The 23,809-nt window shown below is 44.8% G+C and carries 17 protein-coding genes; 7 read left to right on the top strand and 10 right to left on the bottom strand.

Annotated elements, in window-relative coordinates; translation table 11 throughout:
* Positions 1-208: 208 nt before the first annotated feature.
* Positions 209-598 (bottom strand): BlaI/MecI/CopY family transcriptional regulator, encoded by a 390-nt coding sequence (locus ACYQ2C_RS05200; protein WP_460100606.1) that lies wholly within the window; start codon positions 596-598, stop codon positions 209-211.
* A gap of 194 nt (positions 599-792) precedes the next feature.
* Between ACYQ2C_RS05200 and ACYQ2C_RS05205 the strand changes: the two genes are divergently transcribed.
* The 5 genes from ACYQ2C_RS05205 to ACYQ2C_RS05225 all read left to right on the top strand — a co-directional run bounded on the left by ACYQ2C_RS05205 (position 793) and on the right by ACYQ2C_RS05225 (position 6,182).
* On the top strand, positions 793-1,800 hold the full coding sequence (locus ACYQ2C_RS05205; protein WP_460100604.1) for an ArsR/SmtB family transcription factor: 1,008 nt from the start codon (positions 793-795) through the stop codon (positions 1,798-1,800).
* A gap of 3 nt (positions 1,801-1,803) precedes the next feature.
* Positions 1,804-2,958, top strand: a complete 1,155-nt coding sequence (gene metK, locus ACYQ2C_RS05210; RefSeq protein WP_460047333.1) for a methionine adenosyltransferase — start codon at positions 1,804-1,806, stop codon at positions 2,956-2,958.
* Positions 2,959-2,974: 16 nt separating this feature from the next.
* On the top strand, positions 2,975-4,366 hold the full coding sequence (ahcY, locus tag ACYQ2C_RS05215; RefSeq protein ID WP_460100601.1) for an adenosylhomocysteinase: 1,392 nt from the start codon (positions 2,975-2,977) through the stop codon (positions 4,364-4,366).
* A gap of 216 nt (positions 4,367-4,582) precedes the next feature.
* A complete protein-coding gene (gene metF / locus ACYQ2C_RS05220) occupies positions 4,583-5,425 on the top strand; it encodes a methylenetetrahydrofolate reductase [NAD(P)H] (protein ID WP_460100599.1) in 843 nt (280 codons plus the stop codon).
* A gap of 13 nt (positions 5,426-5,438) precedes the next feature.
* Positions 5,439-6,182 (top strand): 16S rRNA (uracil(1498)-N(3))-methyltransferase, encoded by a 744-nt coding sequence (locus ACYQ2C_RS05225; protein ID WP_460100597.1) that lies wholly within the window; start codon positions 5,439-5,441, stop codon positions 6,180-6,182.
* 1 nt (position 6,183) lies between these two features.
* Here the strand turns inward: ACYQ2C_RS05225 and ACYQ2C_RS05230 are convergent, their stop codons facing one another.
* The 9 genes from ACYQ2C_RS05230 to pilG all read right to left on the bottom strand — a co-directional run bounded on the left by ACYQ2C_RS05230 (position 6,184) and on the right by pilG (position 21,170).
* Positions 6,184-6,588: a GFA family protein gene (locus ACYQ2C_RS05230; RefSeq protein ID WP_460047328.1), complete on the bottom strand. Its 405-nt coding sequence runs from the start codon at positions 6,586-6,588 to the stop codon at positions 6,184-6,186.
* A 68-nt stretch (positions 6,589-6,656) separates the two neighbouring features.
* Positions 6,657-7,136, bottom strand: coding sequence for a chemotaxis protein CheW (locus ACYQ2C_RS05235; protein WP_460047327.1), 480 nt, complete (start codon positions 7,134-7,136; stop codon positions 6,657-6,659).
* Positions 7,137-7,279: 143 nt separating this feature from the next.
* Positions 7,280-8,290, bottom strand: coding sequence for a chemotaxis protein CheB (locus ACYQ2C_RS05240; protein ID WP_460100593.1), 1,011 nt, complete (start codon positions 8,288-8,290; stop codon positions 7,280-7,282).
* 5 nt (positions 8,291-8,295) lie between these two features.
* Positions 8,296-15,444, bottom strand: coding sequence for an Hpt domain-containing protein (locus ACYQ2C_RS05245; RefSeq protein ID WP_460100590.1), 7,149 nt, complete (start codon positions 15,442-15,444; stop codon positions 8,296-8,298).
* A 116-nt stretch (positions 15,445-15,560) separates the two neighbouring features.
* Positions 15,561-16,388 (bottom strand): CheR family methyltransferase, encoded by an 828-nt coding sequence (locus ACYQ2C_RS05250; protein ID WP_460100587.1) that lies wholly within the window; start codon positions 16,386-16,388, stop codon positions 15,561-15,563.
* Positions 16,389-16,423: 35 nt separating this feature from the next.
* Positions 16,424-18,667 carry a methyl-accepting chemotaxis protein gene (locus tag ACYQ2C_RS05255; RefSeq protein ID WP_460047320.1) on the bottom strand — a complete coding sequence of 748 codons (2,244 nt, stop codon included), beginning with the start codon at positions 18,665-18,667 and terminating at the stop codon, positions 16,424-16,426.
* A 423-nt stretch (positions 18,668-19,090) separates the two neighbouring features.
* Positions 19,091-19,636, bottom strand: coding sequence for a chemotaxis protein CheW (locus ACYQ2C_RS05260; protein ID WP_460047318.1), 546 nt, complete (start codon positions 19,634-19,636; stop codon positions 19,091-19,093).
* A gap of 23 nt (positions 19,637-19,659) precedes the next feature.
* Positions 19,660-20,022, bottom strand: coding sequence for a response regulator (locus ACYQ2C_RS05265; protein ID WP_460047317.1), 363 nt, complete (start codon positions 20,020-20,022; stop codon positions 19,660-19,662).
* A gap of 755 nt (positions 20,023-20,777) precedes the next feature.
* Positions 20,778-21,170, bottom strand: coding sequence for a twitching motility response regulator PilG (gene pilG / locus ACYQ2C_RS05270; protein ID WP_460047315.1), 393 nt, complete (start codon positions 21,168-21,170; stop codon positions 20,778-20,780).
* Between the two features lie 323 nt (positions 21,171-21,493).
* On the opposite strand from pilG, the gene gshB reads away from it, so the two are divergent.
* Positions 21,494-22,447, top strand: a complete 954-nt coding sequence (gene gshB, locus ACYQ2C_RS05275; protein WP_460100582.1) for a glutathione synthase — start codon at positions 21,494-21,496, stop codon at positions 22,445-22,447.
* A gap of 454 nt (positions 22,448-22,901) precedes the next feature.
* A complete protein-coding gene (locus tag ACYQ2C_RS05280; RefSeq protein ID WP_460100579.1) occupies positions 22,902-23,774 on the top strand; it encodes an energy transducer TonB in 873 nt (290 codons plus the stop codon).
* The last annotated feature ends 35 nt before the right edge of the window (positions 23,775-23,809 follow it).

Below are 23,809 nucleotides of genomic sequence, written 5' to 3' on the forward strand. Positions count from 1 at the left end.
GAATAGGGTTATTATTCTTCAGGGATACTATTATGGGGCCTCTGATTAACTCATCCATGATTTAAGCAGAGGACAGAAATTGAAAATGCGATTTCCAATTTCTTCACAATTTCAATCACTTACCGTTCTTGAAATTGGCGACACATCCTTGTGTCGCCGGAAACTCTAGGTTAATCAGTGTTTCCTATGAGTTATTAGTTAAGAGTCATTAGTCTTTAAGCTTGTCGATCTCTTTTTCAAGCGCGGCAAGCTCTTCTTGCGTTAGCGTATTTTTGTTATTGCCCAATAGTGCTTTCACTGCATCAACTGCCGAGCCACCAAAAAAGGTTTCTACCAAGCGCTTCATTGCCGAAGCGCCCGCAGCCTTTTTATTATCGAGCGGAAAATACCGATAACGATTGCCGTCGCGTTCGGCGCGGATTTGTTGTTTTTCAACCATGCGATTGAGCAACGCGCGCACCGACGAATAGCTGGGTGGATTATCAATTGCCTCTAACACGTCTTGCACAGAACCGCCGTCGAGCTGATAAAGCGCATCCAGTATTTGCCGCTCGCGTTTGGAAAGATGTTTTTCGGTTGAAGTGTTATGTTCACTCACAATTTACGCCATTCAGTTTTAGAGGTAGAAATCGTCTACGTCACCAAAGTGCTAATTTTTTAGCATGTGCTAAAAAATTAGCACAACAGTTTGTTTTCTGCAACCATTGATTGCAAAACGATCAATATCTTAGAAACGACTAATCTATATCAAAATATTTTGATATAGATTAGGTTGGGTGCTACACTTCAAAAATGAATGCCACCACCGATATTCCCAACGCCCTTGATGATTTGTCGCTACTGTTAAAAGCAGCGTCCGATCCTTTGCGTTTGCAAGTTTTACGGTTGTTGGCTCAAGACTCTTACGGCGTTTCTGAACTGTGTCGAATTTTTGGCGTGCGCCAGTCTGGCATGAGCCACCATTTAAAAATTCTGTCGCAAGCCAATTTGGTAACCACTCGCCGTGAAGGTAATTCGATTTTTTATCGCCGCGCTCTTGCGAGCGGTTTTAATTGTGCGCATTTACGCAATGAATTGTTTGTCGAGATCGATCATTTATCGGTTAGTGATGAAGTTGAAGACCAATTAAAGGTCATTCGCGCAGAACGTGTTAGCAGTTCTAAAGAGTTTTTTAATCAAAACAGCGAAAAATTTCGCTCACAACAAGATTTAATCGCAAGCTATCCCGTTTATTGTGAGCAGGTTAGTGAATTAATTCACAAAACTAAATTACCTAGCCAACATTTAGCGATAGAAATTGGCCCAGGTGAAGGTGAATTTTTAGCGATACTTTCGCAGAGTTTTGACGCCGTGGTCGCGGTAGACAATAACCAAGCCATGCTCAATAAAGCGAAAGTAAATTCAGAACAGCAGAATTTATCGAATATTGAATTTATTCTCGACGACACCAGCAATATAGAGAACTTCGTTGATGTAAATTCGGTGGATTTAATTGTTGCCAACATGGTTTTTCATCATGTGCCATCTCCGGCAAATCTATTCAGCAATTTAGCGCGAATATTAAGGCCTAATGGTGCATTGGTTATTACCGACTTATGTTTGCACGATCAGAATTGGGCAAGGGAAGCCTGCGGCGATATTTGGCTTGGATTCGACCCAAACGATTTATCTCAGTGGGCCAATAACGCCAATTTAATAAATGGCCAAAGTATTTATTTTGCTTTGCGCAACGGTTTTCAAATTCAAATTCGACAATTTGAGAAAAATTCAAACGCACCTATCGCGTTTTCGAGGAAATAATTTATGTCTGAATATTCCGTATTTACTTCCGAGAGTGTCTCGGAAGGTCATCCCGATAAAATGGCCGATCAGATTTCTGATGCGGTTCTAGACGCAATATTAAAAGACGATCCCAATGCACGTGTTGCCGTAGAAACACTGGTAAAAACCGGTATGGCAATTGTTGCGGGTGAAGTTCGAACCAACACCTACGTTGATCTTGAAGATTTAATCCGTGAGGTTATTTTAGGCATTGGTTACGACTCCAGTGATGTGGGTTTTGATGGCGCAAGCTGTGCTGTTATAAATGCGATTGGTAAACAATCATCAGACATCGCCATGGGTGTTGATGAAGCTGAAAATAAAGATCTTGGTGCCGGTGACCAGGGTTTAATGTTTGGCTTCGCCACCAACGAAACCGACGTGTTAATGCCAGCGCCAATTTATTACAGCCACCGTTTGGTTGAGCGTCAGGCGCAATTGCGTAAAGACAAAACCTTGCCGTGGTTGCGTCCAGACGCAAAAAGCCAAGTCACTTTACGTTATGAAAATGGCAAGCCCGTTGCGATCGATGCCATCGTATTATCAACCCAACACTCGCCTGACATTTCGTTAAAAGATTTACGCGAAGCCGTTCTTGAAGAAATTATCAAACCGGTGTTACCCGCAGAATGGTTACACGCAAAAACGCTGTATCACATTAACCCGACGGGTAATTTCGTAATCGGTGGCCCTGTTGGTGATTGTGGTTTAACTGGCCGTAAAATTATTGTTGATACCTACGGCGGTATGGCACGTCACGGCGGTGGCGCCTTCTCTGGTAAAGATCCTTCCAAGGTAGACCGTTCTGCTGCCTATGCTGGCCGATATGTTGCCAAAAACGTAGTTGCCAGTGGTCTTGCCGACAAATGTGAAATTCAAGTTTCTTACGCTATTGGTGTTGCTGAGCCAACGTCAATTTCGATCAATACTTTTGGTACCGGCAAAATCAGCGATGAAAAAATCGTTGAATGTGTGCGCGAACATTTCGATTTACGACCACGCGGTTTAATTGAAATGCTGGATTTAAAACGCCCAATTTATCGCGCGACAGCTGCTTACGGCCATTTCGGTCGTGAACTTCCAGAATTTACCTGGGAAAAAACCGATAAAGCTGAAGCTCTAAAAGCCGCACTGTAAAAAGGAATCCATTGTCATGAACGCTATTGCAGATTTTACCGATTATAAAGTTGCCGACATTAATCTGGCCGCATGGGGCCGTAAAGAAATTGAAATTGCTGAAGGCGAAATGCCAGCATTAATGGCTTTGCGTACAAAATATCGTGAGCAACAACCTTTAGCTGGCGCTAAGATTATGGGTTGTATTCACATGACCATTCAAACCGCGGTTTTAATTGAAACCTTGGTTGATCTTGGCGCAGAAGTGCGTTGGTCGTCGTGTAATATATTTTCGACTCAAGATCATGCCGCTGCGGCAATTGCTGCTCGCGGTATTCCGGTGTTCGCATGGAAAGGCGAAACCGAAGAAGAATTTAACTGGTGTATTGAGCAAACCATTTTAAAAACCACGGGTTCGTCTGAAACCTGGGACGCCAACATTATTTTGGATGACGGCGGCGATTTAACCGCTATGGTTCACGAAAAATACCCACAAATGCTTGATAGCATTCACGGTATTTCTGAAGAAACCACCACCGGTGTTCACCGTCTTTTAGAAATGATGGAAAAAGGCGAATTAAAAGTGCCAGCCATCAACGTGAACGACTCGGTAACTAAATCAAAAAACGACAACAAATACGGCTGTCGTCATTCATTAAACGATGCCATCAAGCGCGGTACCGATCACTTGCTATCGGGTAAAAAAGCGTTGGTTATTGGTTACGGTGACGTTGGTAAGGGTTCTGCTGCATCTTTACGTCAGGAAGGCATGATTGTGAAGGTGACCGAGGTTGATCCCATTTGCGCTATGCAAGCGTGTATGGATGGTTATGAGGTTGTTTCACCGTACATCGACGGTGTGAACACAGGTAACATCGACTGCATCAATACCACATTATTAGCCAATACAGATCTAGTAGTTACTACTACCGGCAACGTTAATGTGTGCGACAAAAACATGTTACAAGCGCTTAAAAGCGGTGCTGTTGTTTGTAATATTGGTCACTTCGATAACGAAATCGATACGGCGTTTATGCGTAAAAACTGGGAGTGGGATGAAGTTAAACCACAGGTTCATAAAATTATTCGCAACAGCGAAACCAACGATCATTTGATTTTATTATCTGAAGGTCGTTTGGTGAACTTGGGTAATGCTACCGGTCACCCTTCACGCATTATGGACGGTTCTTTTGCTAACCAAGTATTGGCGCAAATGTATTTGTATGAAGCAAAATTTGCAGATCTTCCTGCGGCTGAAAAAGCAGAAAACATTTACGTTAAAGTTTTACCGAAAAAACTCGACGAAGAAGTTGCCGCCGATATGGTTAAGGGTTTTGGTGGTGTGATTACTCGCATGACCCAAACCCAGGCCGACTACATTCATGTAAATATTGACGGCCCATACAAACCAGAATCGTACAAATACTAAAAAAACTTGGCTTTCAATAACTGTATAAACCTCTGATTAACTCATCCATGACTTAATCAGAGGCCCTAATGCATCATTCTTGTTAATTTATGAACATAATGATTTTAAAGTTAGCAGAAAGCAGTTTTTTGTTTTTTTGCAATGAATAACTAAGCACAATAACTACGCACAACAACGCAGAATTTTTTAATTCTGTCTGCCAGCAGGCGAGAGATCATGGACAATAAATTCCGTTTAAGCTTTGAGTTTTTTCCTCCAAAATCTGGAAATGGCAAAGATAAATTAGTTGAAGTAAAAAACCAGTTAGCCCGTTACAACCCAGAGTTTTTTTCAGTTACTTACGGAGCTGGCGGTTCTACTCGCGACAACACTAAAGACATCGTCTGTGAATTTGTTAGCCATGGTCACGCTACCGCACCACATTTATCGTTTGGTGGTGACACCGAAGATACCATTGCTGCGTTGTTACAAGAATACAAAGATGCCGGTGTGAAGCGTATTGTCGCTTTGCGCGGTGACATGCCTTCGGGTATGGGTGGTGCGCATCAAATGGTTTACGCCAATGAACTTGTGACGTTTATTCGTGAAAAATTCGGCGATCATTTTCATTTAGAAGTTGCTGCCTATCCAGAGATTCATCCCGAAGCCACCAGCTACGATGCCGACATTCGTTATCTAAAGGGTAAATTCGACGCCGGCGCAAACAGCGCCATTACCCAGTATTTCTTTAATCCAGACGCGTATTTTTATTTTATCGACCAATGTCAGCGCGCCGGAATTGATAAGCCGATTTATCCGGGCATTATGCCAATCACCAACTTTGTTAAGCTGGCTCGTTTTAGCGATAGTTGTGGTGCTGAAATTCCACGTTGGATTCGTAAAAAATTGCAGTCCTACGGTGACGATATTTTTAGTATTAAATCGTTTGGTATCGATTTAATTTCTGATTTGTGTGAAACCCTGCTCGATAACGAAGCTCCGGGCCTGCATTTTTACACCATGAACTCAACCGAACCAACCACGGCTATTCTTAACAACCTAGGTCTCGACTGCGACTGATTGATTCTGCCAAATGCGTGTACCTAGAGTTTACATCGAGCCCAATCAAGCCAACCTGTCTGCGGCTTCAAATTCTTCCTTGAATTTAGAAGGGCAGACAGCCCATTATTTATTGAAAGTTTTACGGCTTTCGGTGGGCCGTGAAATTGTCTTATTCGATGGCCAAGGGACTGAAGCGCAAGCGATAATCAGTTCTGCACAAAAAAACACGCTCACAGTTACTGTTGAACAAGTAGAACGTATTTCTAAAGAATCATCGCTATACACTCATTTGGGTATAGGCGTGTCTCGCGGTGAACGGTTTGACTGGGTTTTACAAAAAGCTACCGAGCTTGGTATTAATGAAATAACACCGCTATTAACCGAACGTGTTGAAGTAAAAATAAAGCCCGACAGAGCCGATAAAAAATACTCGCACTGGCAGCAAATTATTATTAGCGCCTGTGAACAGTGCCAACGAAATACACTGCCCATTCTTCACGATCCCCTGCCTATCGAAAAATGGCTTGAATCCAATAACAGCGCTCGAAAATTTGTCCTCGATCATCGCGGCGCCGCTGCGGATTTAAGTGCACAAAAACCGGAAAGTCTTTCGTTATTGGTTGGCCCAGAAGGCGGATTGAGTGAATCGGAAATTGCACTGGCTATTGAGCATAATTTCCAATCAATGCAATTAGGCCCGCGAGTATTGAGAACCGAAACCGCGCCTATTGCAGCATTGAGCGTGCTGCAATATTGCTGGGGCGATTTTGGTTAAATTAAGAAGGAAAACCATCGAATTTTTTGGCTTGAAAAGATTCGTCGTGCCACGCCATTCTTTCTTGCCAAAAAATATTATCTTGCGGCTTCAGAGTTGGCTGCTCATCGAGACAACCTACTGGAACGATCAGGTGTTTTCCGTCAACGGTTGTAAACGGTAAACCGCTACCGCACTCGGTGCAAAACACCGTTGTGAATTGCCTGCCGGGATAATCGAATCGTTTTATTTTATCTTCACCGCTCAACCAACGAAGGTTATCGGGGCGCGTAAATGCGTTGGCGGCATTCGATGAGCCACTGATTTTTTGGCACTGAGTACAGTGACAAAGATGAAAATCGTAAAAATCGTCTTCAAGTTCGAAGGTAACGGCTGAACAAAGACAACTACCTTTTAGCGTTTTCAAAGCTAAAACTCCTGCGCTCGTTAACTTTTTGCGATTCTTAGAATGGCCGAAATCGCGCCTACGGATTGTTAAATATCTAAGCTTAAATACGCTTTTTCAATACGCTCTAGATCGGGAATAACGGCTTCTTCGGCAGCGATTTTAACTCTCATAAGTTCATAGGGATGCGCCGGATCTTTGCCATCGTCCACAATCAGCTCATTTTCAACCTGTGCCAAACGCGGAATACCCTGTGAAACCAACGCGATAAAATTTAGGTGCTCGCTTTGACCTGTGGTGTTGAGAATGGCAACACGCGCACGAGTAGTTACACCGGGATTAGGTTGCCCGTTCATCACTTCATAAGAAACTAACGGCACCGGGATGTTGCGCCAGTAAAACTCTCCCAAATACCAGTTGGGACCAACGTCACCATGGAAGGGCATTTCATAGGGAACCATTTCTGCGACAGATACTGTCGGTAACAGCAGGTTATATTCCGCCAACGGTACTAATAAGCATGGCAGAACATCGACATTGTCGTAGCTGATTAACTCAACGTCGTTCATTTGGGCTTCTCAAGGTTTTCAAATGTACCAGCATCACACTGGATGAGTTGGCGCTATTTACGCTGTAATTAGCAAACGCAAATTAACCGTAGCTCAAGAATAAAGGATCGCATCAATAATTTGTAGAGCGAGAGTGTTAAGGATTACTCAGCGACCGCACAATTGTGAAAACTCGATGCACTCAAGTGTTTGGCTAGATTTTCAGGTGTGTCCACCGTACCGGTGATTTGTGCATCAATAACACTACTGGGCATCGAAGAAACAATACAAGACTCCGGCGATTGTGCCCAAACTTTTCCACCTAAGCTTTTGTAGAGACGTGCACCACTGGCTCCGTCGTCGCCCATACCAGAAAAGACGATACACCCGCCTTGATAACCACAGCCTTTGCCAAACGATAGTAGCGATGCATTTATCGACGGCTGGAATTCACCTTGCCACGGATCATCGTCTAAAAATACGACGCCACCTGGCAGAATTCTGACCTGGCAATGGGTTGGAATAATGGTGATTGATTTAGGTCGCAGAACTTCACCACTAGCGGCTATTTTGGCACTGTACCCGTGCACACCATCGAGCATGGTGACTAGGTTAGATTCAAATCCAACGTCTATGTGCTGGGCATACAAAAAGGCAAAATCACTGTTGGGCAATAGATTTTGTACAAACGCCTTCACGGCTTCTGGGCCGCCGGTAGATGCCGCCAGAAACCAAGTTTTCTCAGGATTCATGCGGAAGTGTTGTGCGTGGGCGCGAATTTCTAGCAGTTTTTCGACAATTTTTAATTCGATTTCTGCCAGTAAAAACTGCGCTCCACTCGGCAGGTGCTCATCAAGAAACAGCGTGGGAATATCAAGCTCGTGACTCTGCGCGATAGCGACCTCTAAACGCTCGCTAATTCCGCCGGAGATATCGATCAAACACAAGTCGCATTGATCGAGCCCTTGGATAACCGTGACGTCCCCGTTAGTCAGCGCGTCGCCCTGTGAAGCTAGGGCAACATTTGCAGCCCGCTTAGGGAAGATGGGTGTCACTACGCGTTCCTGCCCGAGCGGGAACGCCTTAAAGCCGCGTCTTTGTAAAATACTGGTCAGTAGATTACGGTGGTTGTTCAAATCACTTAAGACGGCGACTTTGGCCTTCGAATCAACCAAAACAGTTAATCCTGTATTTGGGCCTGCCCTGTTAACAAGTTGATGTGATACAGCAAATCATCTTCTTGATATGGCTTGCCAAGGTAATGATTTACGCCCAGTTCATATGCGCGCTCTCGGTGCTTAGAGCCTGTACGAGAGGTAATCATGATGATGGGCAGGTCTTTCAAATGGCTCGTGGATCGCACATTTTTAGCAACCTCAAAGCCATCCATCCGTGGCATTTCAATATCAAGCAGCATGACATCGGGAACGCGATCTTGAAGCTGACGTATTGCATCGACGCCATCTTTTGCGGTCATCACGTCAAAGCCTTCACGCTCTAAGAAGCGGCTTGTTACTTTGCGCACGGTCACAGAATCATCCACGATTATGACGGTGCGAACAATGTCTTCTTTTTCAGGTAGATTTGTTCCAGATTTGTGCTCTGCGTTGGCTTCAATCATGTAAGACTGAGCAACGAGACGTCGAACGAACGCCAACAAATCTAAAATCACAACCACCGAACCGTCACCCATTACGGTGGCGCCAGAAAGGCCGTCCACACCGTTAAATTGCGGTCCAAGGCTTTTCACCACAATCTCGCGGCTACCCATTAAGCCATCTACTTGCAGAGCTACCGAGTATTCTTGAGAACGAACCAACAATACCGGCAGCGGCAAGGCATGACCTTCGACTTGGTAGCGATGATTTTCATCCAAAAGATTACCAAGGTGCTTAACTTGATACTGCTGTCCGGCGTATTCGAAACGGGCATCAGGGGTGTTGTAATAATGCTCTAACTCGTAGGGACTGACGCGTACGATACCCTCGATGGTATTCAAAGGTACCGCGTAATAATCTTCGCCAATCACAACCATTAAGGCGCGGTTTACCGACAAGGTGAACGGTAAACGCATAATGAATTCACTGCCGCGACCTTCTTGCGAGTTAATGCTGACCGAACCACCCAACTGTTTGATTTCAGCGTTCACAACGTCCATACCGACGCCACGACCGGAAATTTGCGTGACTTTTTCTGCGGTGGAAAAGCCTGCATGCAAGATGAACTGCATGATGTCTTTGTCGGAAAGCTCGGCATCTTTGGTCATTAAGCCGCGTTCAATGGCTTTATCACGCACGCGTGCGATGTTGATGCCTCGACCATCGTCCGACAAACGTAAGATAACATCGCCGCCCTCTCGGCCAAGACCGAGACGAATCGTACCGACTTCATTTTTGCCGTTACTGACGCGCACCTCTGGCATTTCGATACCATGGTCAACGGCGTTTCGAAGCATGTGCTCAAGGGGTGCCACCATGCGTTCAAGCATGGTTCTGTCCAATTCACCTTCGATATTATCGAGTTCGAAGTTAACGCGCTTACCAAGTTCTGTTGAGATTTGGCGAACAATTCGACGAAGTCTTGGTACCAAGCGCGAGAAAGGTACCATTCGCGAACGCATCAAACCTTCTTGCAACTCGGTGTTAATACGCGACTGCTGCAACAGCAGGGTTTCGGTATCGCGTGTTTTGTTAGAAAGCGTGTCTTTTAAGTCGATTAAATCCGACGCTGATTCCATCAAGGAGCGCGACAACTGTTGCAACTGAGAATAGCGATCCATTTCCAACGGGTCGAAATCCTCGTGCGCTTCCATTTGCTCTTGGCGGAACAGAATCTGCGCTTCGGTTTCGATATCAAGTCTGCGTAACTGCTCTTGTAAACGATCGATGGTGAAATCCATTTCGTCGAGCGTGTAGCCGATCTCGTTGACCTGTTCTTCCATACGCGCACGAGAAATTGAAGTCTCACCGGCGAGGTTTACTAGCTCCTCTAAAAGCTCGGCGGCCACTTTTACAGATTCTTGTGCAGCACCGCGTTGTGCGATTTGCGCGCCCATTAGAGTTTGTACTGGCGGAGCCGTAAGGCGCTCGTTGCTGCGAATAGGTGTTAATGGCTGTTGCGGTGTCTCTTGTAGCGTTTTTCGCGGGGCAAAAGGAACGACATTAGAGATGGAATCTGAAGTAATTGTTTGAGCTTGTGATACGTGAATCGGCTCGGCCGATAGAGTAAGCTCGCCCTCAAGCGGTTCGTCATCAACCGATGTGTCATAGCTTTCATCTGCCTTGGGAAGCTCGGGCTCTACATCGGCAGACTCAACGGCTGCCGCGGGTGACGACGCCAACCCAGCGTTGGTATTGAGGTCGGATAAATCCAGTTCGCCAGCGATAAAGAGTTTTCTTAATCCAGCGACAGGTTGTTGCTGTAAATAGTTTTGCACCTTGTCAGATGACGTGTACAGCAACTCGTAATAAGCGTTTACCTTGTTGAAGAAACCATCGTCTAATTCACCGCGACCTTCTTTGATCAGGTAGGACTCAAATTCGTGAGCCGCTTCACCAAGACCCATGAGACCCGCCAAACGAGCACTTCCCTTAAAGGTATGCAGTAAACGTTTGAGCTTTTCGGAACAGTCTTCACGCGTCCAGTCTTCCATCCAGTCGTGAACGCTAACGTCAATCTCTTCAAGTAACTCAGAGGACTCTTCCGCAAAGATTTCAACAATGTCGTTATCCAGTTCTAAATCAGATAGGTGCTCGGCGGTTTCGAGAGGCTGTGCGGAGGCACCGCTGGATAATGGCTCAGAAGACCGAATGGAGGCAACTTCAGGCTCGTCATTAATTACCTGATTTACTTGCTCCGTGTTATTCAAATCATCAACGGTCAAATCGGCCAATTCTGAGGTTTCGTCAACCTCTATAGACGAATCTTCATCGAGCCCAATGGAATCCATGTCATCGTCGATAAGAGCATTGTCATCAATGACTTCAAGAGTCTCCCCTGCATCGAGATCGATGTTTTCGTATTCAGGCTCCGCAGCTTCGGCGTCAGTGAACGCCTCTGCTTCTACTTCAGAGAGAATTTCGTCTTCAAGATCTTCGTCGATAAATTCAAGATCATTACTCTCGGCGTACTGCTCGGAAACCAGAGATTCGTCTTTAAGCGGCGAGTCTAAAATTTCGCCGGTAGATTCGTCTTCAATTTCTAGAATCGGAATATCATCGATCAGTGTTTCGTCGTCTTCAAGCGCAAACTCTTCGTGAACTTCGGTGGTGTCGTCAACGAAGTTCTGCTCTGCGTCAATCAGTTCAACATCGTCATCTGGACTCAATAATGTTGGAATTTCTTCGTTGTGCGCTTGATCGACGATGTCTTGGTTTTCTTCAAGAATTACAACAAATTCGGACTCCGACTCAGCCTCGGTAAAGTCATGTATATCCTGAACCTGTTCGCCGGATACGTCTGCGGTAAGATAGAGATCGTCTTCGCTCTCTAAATCATCTGCGGACTCGACCAATTCAGAATCTTGGGCACTGGCATTCTCAGCCTGATCAGGCTCACTGGTAGTTTTCGGTGTAAAACCAACGGTAAACCAGCTTGCGTCGTCCAGCGACCCCACTCTAGACTCTGGTGCCGATGGAGATTCGGAATTGACTTGGTTAAGATCTGCTTCAACGTCTTCGTCGGTCTCATCAACCAATTCCACGTCAAAACTGGCTATGGGTTCTTCGCTAGATTCATAACCAACCGCCGATGCGGGTTGCTCTTCTGAGTCATCTAATTCCGACTCATCAACCAAGGTTAAATCGGAACTATCGAAGGTTTCTAATTCTGCAAGAACCTCGTCTTCTTCAAGGATTTCATCTTCAAGTACTTCGTCATCAGCATCGCTAGATTGAATCAAGCTTTGATCTGCACGCAGAGCGTTAGCCTTGGCTTCGTCTAACAGAAGCTCCATTTCGGCGCGAAGCTGCATCGATAACGGCGGAAGATTTTGACCAGCGGCAACCGAATCGATCATGTCTAGCAAGAAATCGTGGCCGCGATTAAGAACTTCGTAGAAGCGTGAAGTGCGATTTAAGGAGCCGTCTAAGGCAACATGGTAAAGACGCTCAAGCAAGCTGCTGAGCTGAGCCATGTCTGGGTAGTTGGCGCGTTTTGCGCCCTGAACCAACAGATGCAGCTCATTTAAGATGGCATGAACTTCGGCTTGAGAGATTTGATCTTGACGCCATTTTTCGAGGTATACATCTGCATCGAGTAGCAGATTCATCTCCTCGGCCATAAAGATTGACAACAACTCCGGATCGACGGGTTTTGCCTGCTGAGATGCGTCTTGTTGGCGTACGATTGGACCAATGGTTTTGTCGCGCAGCTCGCTAACACGCGCTAAAAATTGGTCAAGCTTGGGGATATCCAGCGCTTCATTGTGACTGATTTGATCGAGTACTAAATGGATATAAGCAACGCCATCTTTAACTAGCGTTAGGATATCTTCATCAATGGCGAGTTGATAACTGCGCAGTTCTTTGACGAAACTTTCAAAAGGACCAACAAGTTGAGCAATCGGCCCAACCTCAGCCATGTGAGCACTGCCTTTTAAGGTATGCAGAGCTCTTTGCATAGGATCGCTGGGCGCCTCAAAGACAGGCGCCGCGTCATCCATCTCATCAATGTATTCTTGAATAACTTCTAAGTGGCCTTGAGCTTCGGCACTGAAGATTTCCCAGAGAAGAGTCTCATCGTCGTCATCAACTTCAGGTTCTGATGTTTCTATCAGGTTCTCATCATTGATGGCTAAAACGGATTCAGATTCTGGATGAGACTGATCAAATTCAGCACCTAAATCAACGTTCTCTTGGTGTGACGAAGGATCTAACGCCAAACCCGGACTGACGGTTTTTTTTTGTGATTTTTCTTCTGCAGGATTCAACAGAGCTTCAGGCTCAGAGCCTGAAGCAATTTCATCCGCCCAACTCATGTACTGACGGCATAACTCAGGTTGAGGGTTGGGGCGATTTTTACTGAAGCTTTCGATTAAGCTCGGCAATAGTGCTAAAACACGGTTGATCAGTTCAACCTGCATAACGTCGGGCTTGATGGTTTTATCCAACACGCGGTTAAGCATGTTTTCAATGGCCCAAGCTAATTCGCCAATATCGCTGGCGCCAACCATACGACCACTGCCTTTTAAGGTGTGGAAACCACGGCGGAATTCGATTAAGGCTTCGCTGTCGTTAAAATCCTGAGACCAACGAGGGAAGTATTCTGCGATGGTTTCTTTAACTTCTTCGGCTTCTTCGATAAAGATTTCGATAATTTCATCATCGATTAAATCTTCTTCGTCGCGGGCGACAGGTTCTGAGTCGGCCTCAACCGTTGCGGGAGTTGCAGGCTCATTTGAGACAAGCTGGTCTTCGTCTACGAGGTCTTGTTCTGCTTCATGTTCTGAATCAGCTTTGGTCTCGATAGTTTCTTCGCTTTCTTGAGGCGATGTGTATTCACCGGAAAGCATTTTTCGCCAAGGATCTTCAAACGCAGCAACCGCAGGCGCCTCTTCTTTTGCGGCCTCATCAATGTCGATTGCTGAAGGCTCCGCGTGAGTATCCGCCGCCTTATCAGCCATTTTATTTTTCTGGCTACCGGAGTTTGTCGTTAAAGACAGATCGATACCTAAATTACGAACGCTGTCTTCAGCAACGGCCAACAGCATTTCATCGTCGTTTTGGCCATCTTTGGAGCTTAGGTGCTCAAGGTAATATTCAATACTGGCGATAGCATCTGCCAAGGTGTCTAAAACTCGCCATTCGGGCGATTGGTTACCAACAAGCAGTTCTTTCTCAATGAATTCTGCACATCCACCCAAAACCTGCGCTGCACGCGACAGAGGTACCATTTCCAAACCGCCACGAATTTCGCGCAGTAGTTTCGGTACGCCTTCAAGGTGTTTTTGATCCCACTGACTGGCAATGTACTCAATAATGCAGTCTTTTGTTTGCTCCAGACCATTGCGCGACTCGGCCAAGACAACATCTTGCGCAAGAGTTAATTGCTGGGCTTTTTGTTGATCAATGTCGTTACGGGCAAGTTTTACACCGCGAGTTAACGCATCCAATCGACTTTCGATATCGATCATTTCAGATGCGAGATTAAACAACTGCTGCTCGCTATATTCTCCGGTCCCCAGAATGGATTCCATGACCGAAACTTGGGCAAGCATTTGTTTACGAATATCGCCAACACCCAATATGGCCAAGGTGTCGGCAACTCGCTGCGCGATTGGGAAAGATTCTTTAACAACGTCCAACACCGTGTCTGATGTTAAACAGTCGTCGAGATTAAACTTGATGGTACGCAGTTCTTCTTTTAACGCTGCAACCACCGAGCGAATTGCTGCGGTATCGGGTGCTGACTGTAGGTTAACCGGCGTGTCGCTGTCGGAATTTAAGAAACCACCGAGCTTATACTTTTCGCGGATTTTGCTGACAAAACGGCCGTGCTGAGTGGAAATAGCCACATAAAACAATAAGTTTTTAAGCAGCTCTTCATCGCATTTGCGATCCAATCCAGCAACGCCGTAATGAAGAAGAATTTTAAATTGGCGATTTAATTGACGTAAAAGAAGTTTTACCGAGGCGGTAAGCTCCAGTCCACCTTCTTCGAGAGCTTCAACCAGCGCTAAGCTGATTTCCCAGAGGGGTTGATTGGCCGTACCGGATGTTAATTTATATTGCCGAGCTAAAACTTTATTCAGGTAAACAATATTTTCATTAACTTTTACGCCGCGAATAATTGCCGCCGCAGCAAATTGATACATTTGTTGCAGCTTTTTTAAGACCGACAAAAATTGCGACGGATGAATACTGGCTTCGATACGCTTATTGTTAAATTGCGTTGCCGGTTTTAAATCGGGATTAAACAATCTCGATTCAGATAACAAGCTTTCGCCACGGACAGCGCGCAAATCGTTCAGCAATGGCAAAATCATTGCCGGCTGATCGTCGCGGTGAGTTTTGATGTAGTCGAGGTATTTGGGCAGCTGAACGATGCCGCGCATCAATGCTTCTTGAGCGTCTACCACATACTGAGCTTTTTCATCACACAGGGCTTGTGCGAGATGCTCTAACTCTTCGGCAAGTAATGCCGCACCGTAAAACTCCACCATTTGCAAGGAGCCATGCACTTGGTGAATGTGGCCGAGACAGAAACGAATCTTAGATTTATCGTTGGGATCGTTAGCCCAATCTTCGAGGGCATCACGCGCATGAGAGAGGGTCTCGTCAATCTCCTGGGTAACCCAGTCAAGAGCAGCAAAATTTCGATTCTCTCCCATTTCGGAAGTCTTCCTCTTTACTTGGAGTGCCGACAGTTCTCTTGATCAGCACCTGTAAATTCTGTTCTTGTTTAAGGCATTTCGGATAAACCGAGCCTGTGATTTACAATCTATTTCTAAATTCGCTGATACGCTTGAACACCTTGTGCTGGAATCGGGGTGAGATTTTCATCTCGCCATCCCACGATTTCCCCGGCGCCGACAATCAACAAACCTTTTGGTTTTAAGCGCTCTATGAGCTTGGTTAAAATCTCTTTGCGACGCCAGCGACGAAAATACACCAACAGGTTTTGGCAATAAATCACGTCCATCGGTAATCTCGGCATTTTATCGAGTTCACAGATGTTGCCGCGTACAAAATTCACCCGAGCGGCAATTTCCGGTCGAACTTTGTATTTTTCTTCACCAGCGATCACATCAAAGTAGCGTTTTTTTTCCTCATCACTGAGGTTTAACAATCGGCTTTTTCCGTACACAGCATTGCGAGCATGGGCCAACGCAGAGGCGCTGATATCGGTACCCAGTACCGAAAAATAACGCTTTTCAACCGCCAATCGGAAACAATCAAAAATAACGGCAGCAAGGCCATAGGCCTCTTCACCGGTGGAGCAACCTAAACTCCAAACATCAAAACTTTCCTGTGCAGGAGCCGAATTAAGATGCTTAAAGGCTTTATTTTTAACCAAGCTTATGGATTCGCGACTGCGAAAAAAGTGGGTTTCTTTTACGAGCAGCCTTTCCATTATGGCTGCCCATTCCATTAAATCTTTTGACACGCGCTGGTAATACTCGCCGACATCGACGGTATTCAGCTCTCGCATACGCATTGTAATTTGCGTCTTTAAGTGCCCATCTTGAATTTCGCCGAGTTGGACGCCTGTTTTTTGCTCTAAGAGCTCAGACCAAAGGCGAACATGCTCTTCCGTAAACAGAACCGGAGGCATGGATTTCCATGTCGACAAGGCTATTTCTCAAGCAATTAAACAATAACGCCCGGTTTTTTCTTTCCATTCGAGCGAAGACTGTCGGTATCATCTTCAACACTGAGATGAATGTCGCCATCAAATTCGTTGTCCAAATCGACAGCGTCATCCAATGTGGCTACATAGCCGTGTTGTCCTGAATTACCAAAACCAGATACGGTCTCGGTCATAACGGGAAGATCATCTTCGTCAATAACATGATGAGCACCGGTTTCATTTAGACCGCCTTCGGGTAAGGTGAAACCAGCAACCGATTCACGAAGTTCCATCGCCATCGACGCCAGTGTTCCGATACTGCCCGCAGTAGCGCTAGTACCTGATGCAGTTTGCGAGGTAATTTCCTGAATAACGTTCATCGTATTAGAGATATGGCCAGCAGAAGAGGCTTGCTGACGAGCGGCGTTAGAAATGTTCTGGATCAGATCAGCAAGGGTAGTCGATACGTTTTCAATCTCTTCCAGTGCAACACCCGCATCTTGTGCAAGTCTGGCACCTCGTACCACCTCGGCGGTAGTTTGTTCCATCGAGATTACGGCTTCGTTGGTATCGTTCTGAATGGTTTTAACCAGCGCCTCAATCTGCTTGGTTGCCGCCGCAGAACGTTCCGCAAGACGCTGTACCTCATCCGCTACCACGGCGAAGCCTCGACCGGCGTCACCCGCCATCGATGCCTGAATAGCAGCGTTAAGTGCAAGAATGTTGGTTTGGTCGGCAATGTCGTTAATCAACGATACGATATCACCAATCTCTTGTGACGATTCACCCAGACGCTTAATACGTTTAGAAGTATCTTGGATCTGCTCACGAATGGTATCCATCCCGTGGATGGTGTTTTGTACGACCTTAGCACCGTTGTTTGCAATCGATACCGCTCGCTCCGCAACCGATGCTGATTCGGCGGCGTTTGCAGATACCTGGTCAATGGTCACAGCCATCTCATTTACCGCGGCAGATGCTCCGGCAATTTCTTGCGCCTGATGCTCTGCTGCCTCGGCGAGGTGTAGTGCTGTTTGCTGAGTATCCTGAGATGCCGATGCAACACCTGCCGATGTTTCGTTAATTCGTGATACCAGTACACGCAACTGGTCGATGGTGTAGTTAATAGAGTCGGCAATCGCACCGGTAAAGTCTTCGGTTACGGTTGCGGTTGTGGTTAAGTCACCGTCTGCAAGGTCGGCCAGTTCGTCAAGAAGACGCAAAATCGCGTTTTGGTTACGTTCGTTGGTTTCAGCAGTTGCGCGTAGACGTTTACGTGTTGCGCCCAATAACTGCAATGCAATGGCGATCAAACAGATACCAGCCAAGCCAGCTAAGATTGCAATGGTAATAGTGTTGAAGGTACGTGTGCTGGATAGGTTTTGTAAGTCAGCACTCAAACCGTTTAACGATTCTAGAAGTTCAGGAGAGTCGTTTAAGATGGCTTCTGATGATTGGCGCGCAGCAAATAGAGAAGGAGAGGCTTCGAAAATCTCACGAACGGAAGAGTTTACGAATTCGAATAACTCCGAAATTTCACTCAAGCTTGTTACGGCGTCGCTGTCGGTAATTCTGGAAATTCCCATCGGCGCGTCACCTTCACGCATACCGTTAAGAACCTTACCGAACAAGTTCGCATCTAGGTTGAACTGGTCAGCGGCTTCGGAAGCATCTCCGCCACCACGAAGCATTTTATCCACGTTACGACCAATACGTTCCGCACGCCAAGACTGAGTTTGTGCCACTGAAACCTGCTCACCGGGAGAGTTATTTTCAAGCAAGATTTCAACGATGCTGTTATGTTCAGCCTGCAACTCAGGAAGAGATTCGTTAAGAGTGGTAGCAACGTCGTGAAGGAAGAGAATGGTGTCTTCGTTTTGAAGAATAACGCTGATGTTGTCTTGAATACGTTGGAAGATACTTTCGAAGTTTCGGAAGTCTTCTTGTACAGAAGAACGCAACTGAATGCCACTGGTCTTTAGTTCGGTCCAGTCGTTATTCATTGAGGTGATTACTTGTTGCAGTTCAGCAAACGACTCTTCGTCACCTTCTGTAGAGGCCCGAGATAAACCAGTAAGACGGTAAGACAGCGCTCGCAAGTCAGAAACGTTCTGCAAATACCCCTGATCTTTTTCGGAAGCCCGATAAATTTCCACCAAGCCGTAGATGATAAATCCTAACAAAAGAACCAAGGCCAAAATCAGCCCAGCCATAACGGGGCTCTTGCGGACAGAAACCAGTAGGTTGCTGGAATCACTTTTCATGCTAACGCTCTCCCGAACGATTCGTTTTCTGGGTTATTGCTTCCGTTTAAATAATCCTGATTGCTTTGCAAGTACTCACACAACGCCAATCGTTCAACTTTAACGAGTGTCTGCTTAGGTACAGCAAGCAGATTACAAAATAATTACATCAATACAAGGGGTATTTGAGTGGTTCAAATATCCGTACGCTAATTTTTAAGTATAGGAAACTCTGCTTAATTTCGTGTTTCCAGCGACATAAGAACATGCATCAATTTCAACAACAATACGTCATTGAAATTGATGAGTCGCATTTTTAATTTCTGCCAGCCGATTAGATCAAGAATAAGCTAATCAGTGGTTATTGTGTTTACTACATCACTGCAATGCGAATTCTATCGACTTACCAGCAGTTTTAATGTGACCCCAAATAAAAATAGGCCACTACAGCTTTGCCGCCGATAAGAAATCTGGGGTTTGTATCAAATTAACCATACTAAAAACAAACCACTTGCCCTTGTTAGTATCTAGGTAGTTACCTAATAACAACGGATTTAAGGTTTCTTCGTCAATAACGGCTTCTGGTTGGTAGTTTTCAGCCAAGAAATGTTGGATACCGTAGGAGTGATCTACGATTAAACCACAATAAAGTTCTTGGTTTTCCAGAATAAGAATTCGCTGACGCTTTACTGGACTGGTTAGTCGATAACCGAGGTAGGATGCTAAATCCATAAGAGGAAGCAGGCGACCACGTACGTTAGAAACACCTTTTACCCACGGCTTTACGCCCGGCAATTTAGTGTATGAAGGCACTTCCAAAACTTCTGAAACCTGCCCCATAGGCACAATAAAATTTTTGCCTAACAAACCGAAACCCAAACCGCTCCATTGCTGCTGGGTTTCTTCTTGGGCAGGCAAGTCGCGAGCAAATGACCGGCAGCGCGAGGCTAAACTGGCTAAAGCTCGAAACGCCGTATTTTGATCTGTCACCGACTCAACCTCTTTAACCGTAATTAGCCAGTGATGCTCGAAATAGTTTCGATAAGTTGTTTTTCATCGATAGGTTTGGTTAGGTAAGCTTTTGCGCCCTGACGTAACCCCCATACTCGATCAGTCTCTTGATCTTTTGTGGTAACAATAACCACTGGAATAGAAGATGTTTGGTCGTTTTTAGACAATTGTCGCGTTGCCTGAAAACCGTTTAATCCAGGCATCACGATGTCCATTAAGATAACGTCCGGCATATGTGATTTAGCTTCAATTACACCAGCTTCGCCATTGGGCGCTGTTAAAACCGAATAACCGTTTTTTTCCAACATTGTTGTAAGTTTATGTGTTTCTGTTGGTGAATCATCAACGATTAAAACAGTAGTCATGTTTCGCATCCTAAAAATATCAGAAGGGTCTAGAAAAGCAGTCAATATAAATGCTTACTTTAAAAATTGACACTTCAGCTAGAACTAAAATCAAATTCAACGGTTAGCTTTGTAGCACACTTCCAACTGGTCAGAGCTGATCGTCGACCAAAGTAGAGGTGCTTTTTGCCACCGATTCACACAAGCGCTTTTTATCAAACTCTACGCAAAGTATCAAAACACTGAGTAACAGCGTTTTGATAGGCAAACATTGCCGACCAATATTACGACAATGTTCTTAAAATACTGTTACTTACAAATAAAAGCTAATAATAGCTCTTAAGATATCACAGCGAGACCAATTCTTCACAGCATCAAGCACCGCTTAGCCTTCGAAAATAAGCTTCTTTTCGAATCTTTTCCTATTTAACGTGCGCTATATTAACGCGCTAATTAGGAATTACCTCGTAGAACCGGTTCGTTATTCACAAAAACTTTAAAAGAATTTAAATCAAAACATTTGGTTATGAATATTGTTATTAATGAACCCGTCGCAAGGCTCATTGATTTCTCAATCTTGTCTGCTTATTTTAGCACCTATAAAAAACAAGTAACGACCAAAAGCAAGCTATAGACCGATAGTACAAATTCACTCAATGTTTGTTTATGCAACCGTTTAGATGTACAGACAGAAACATCTGTTATACGCGAGAAAGCGAAGCATTCACAACCAAACCTAGAGTTTGGTTGTATATGCACGCTTATTAGAGGAGAAATTAAGAGGCTTTTGCAGGAACATGGGCTTCGATGGCGCCCAATAATTCTGCTTTACTAAAAGGTTTTGTCAGATATTGATCAGAACCAACAATTCGACCTTTCGCTTTGTCGAATAATCCGTCCTTACTGGAAAGCATAATAACGGGCGTAGATTTAAACTCGCTGTTATTTTTAATTAATGCACAGGTTTGATAACCATCTAGCCTAGGCATCATAATATCAACAAAAATTATATCAGGGCGGGTATCAGCAATTTTCGCCAGGGCATCAAAACCATCAGTTGCGGTGACTACATTGCAACCAACTTTTTGCAAGAGGGTCTCAGCAGTGCGCCGAATGGTTTTACTGTCATCAATTACCATGACTTTTAATCGTTCTAAATTCACATCCATAGCGTAACCTTGACAGTGAGTTCAATTACAAGTTAGTTCTTATAAAATCATTCAATTTGAAGAGTTTGCAAAACCAATAGTAATTAAGCACACGGTAAACTAAAAAGCTCTTCAAATAATATGGCGATCTCAATCTAAGAAGGGCTCGCCTTAAATCGACCGCCAGTTTTTACCACAGTTCTATTGGATTATCTATAAACCGCCATTATACGGCATATTTAAATAATACCGGGATGAGTAAAGTAATACCTCTGTAAAACCTTGGCCCAGATCACATAAAACTGATATCAATACGTATTATTGAAAAACGAGAATCTTAATTTATGACAAAAAAAATTGGCATCATAATGGACCCTATTGAGTCCATAGCTGTAAAGAAAGACACTACTCTTGCTTTAATGTTAGCTGCCCAAAAAGAAGGCTGGCAACTTTATTATATGGAACAGAAAAGTTTGTTTTTGGATCAAGGTCTCCCCAAAGCAATCGCCCACAAAATACAAGTGTTCATGGACATGCAAAAATGGTTCGAGAAATCAGAACCAGAAACCATTCAACTTGAGAGCCTAGACGCAATCTTAATGCGTAAAGACCCACCCTTTGATAACGAATACATATACAGCACTTATATTTTAGAAGCCGCCGAGAAATTAGGCACCTTAGTTGTGAACAAACCTCAATCGCTTCGCGACTGTAATGAGAAAATATTTGCGACTCAATTCCCGCAATGTTGTCCACCGGTTCTCGTCAGCAAGGATTACGGTTTATTGCGTAAATTTCATAGCGAGCACGGCGATGTAATCTTTAAGCCTTTAGATGGCATGGGCGGCAGCGGTATTTTCCGATTAAAGCCCGATGATCCAAACGTAGGAGTGATCTTAGAAACTCTGACCCAACACGGTCAGAATCTAATAATGGCGCAAAAATTTATTCCAGAAATCTCCAACGGTGATAAGCGCATCTTAGTGGTAAACGGGCAAGCGATTCCTTACTGTTTGGCGCGAATTCCAGCGCAAGGAGAAACCCGAGGCAACCTTGCAGCAGGTGGGACCGGCCGACCACAACCATTAACCGAACGCGATGAATGGATTGTTAGCCAAGTTGCACCAACACTGGTGGAAAAAGGTTTGTTATTTGTCGGCTTAGACGTTATTGGCGACTATTTAACAGAAATAAACGTCACCAGTCCGACTTGTGTTCGCGAAATTGATGCGGCCTATGAAACAGACATTGGCGGTAAGCTTATAACTGCAATCAAAGAAAAACTGTCATCCAAATAATTTCTGCCTGAAAACAGTATAGGAAACTCTGATTAACCAGAGTTTCTCGCGACACAAGGATGTGTCGCCAATTTCAAGAACGATAAGTGGTTGAAATTGTGAAGAAATTGGAAATCGCATTTTCAATTTCTGTCCTCTGATTAAATCATGGATGAGTTAATCAGAGGTTCCTATAAACAAAAGTGCCGCTCAACATTATGACGGTGCTTTTGTTTATCGCTCAACAACCAATGTACTCTCATTAACCAAGACAACAATTTCTCTAAAGCACAAGCTCCCCCAGAACATAAAGAGTTTCAACCAATCGGCTCATTCTGTTTTTATGGGTTTATTGGCGCAGTACTCAGATACGAATCCGGCAACTTCCTCAGTTGAGCGAATCCTTTTATACTCAATTGGTTAGCCAGACTCTTATCCTTATCTTCATTACAACTGAATCGAATTTTATCCATCCATGATTGCAGCTCAAACACAAGTACAACCGGTCGAAAGACTCACCTTCACCTTATTTGTTGCCGCGGCGATTCATGCGTTGATTATTTTTGGGCTTACCTTCGATATTGAAATTAACCCCAAAACGAGTAACACCCTCGACATTACATTGGTGACATCGAAATCAGACAAGGCGCCAGAAAAAGCCGACTTTATCGCTCAAAGTAACCAAGAGGGTAGCGGCACAGAAGACGTTGCCAAACCCATTACCACTGAACAACTGTCGGAGTTCAACGACACACAAATTAGAAGCGTTGAACAAGCGCGGACGAAAAACTCAGAGATTGCGATCAACCAAAAAACTGTGATCGTTTCTCAATCTGAAGCCAAAGATCGAGCAACCACCAAAAGTGAAGATCAAGAAACTGCATTAGAACAAACCTCAGGTGATGACTCTGAAATTCGCCAAGCCAGCGAAGAAATCGCTAGCCTAAAGGCTGAGCTTGACCGACAACGCGAAGCCTACGCTCGCAAACCTCGCATTCGTCGCCTAACCTCTGTGGCGGCCATAGCGTCAGCAGATGCGGAATATTTACAGCAGTGGAGTCAAAAGGTTGAGTTTGTTGGCAATCGAAACTTCCCGAAAGAAGCACTCAATGCCGGTATTCACGGTAAGCTTCGCTTACTGGCAGTTATTGACCATACCGGCAACCTAATTTCAGCCGAAGTATTGCAAAGCTCGGGTTATAAGGTTTTAGATGACGCAGCTATTCAAATTGTTCACCTGTCTGCGCCGTTTCCTAAATTTCCGAGCGCTATTAGAGAAGATGTAGACCAACTGGAAATTATCCGCACCTGGTATTTTGAAATTGATGGATTGTCTACCGGTTCTTAACAAAGATATTCTCTTGTGAACTTGTAAATAAGTTC

This window comes from Sessilibacter sp. MAH3 (assembly GCF_054658275.1).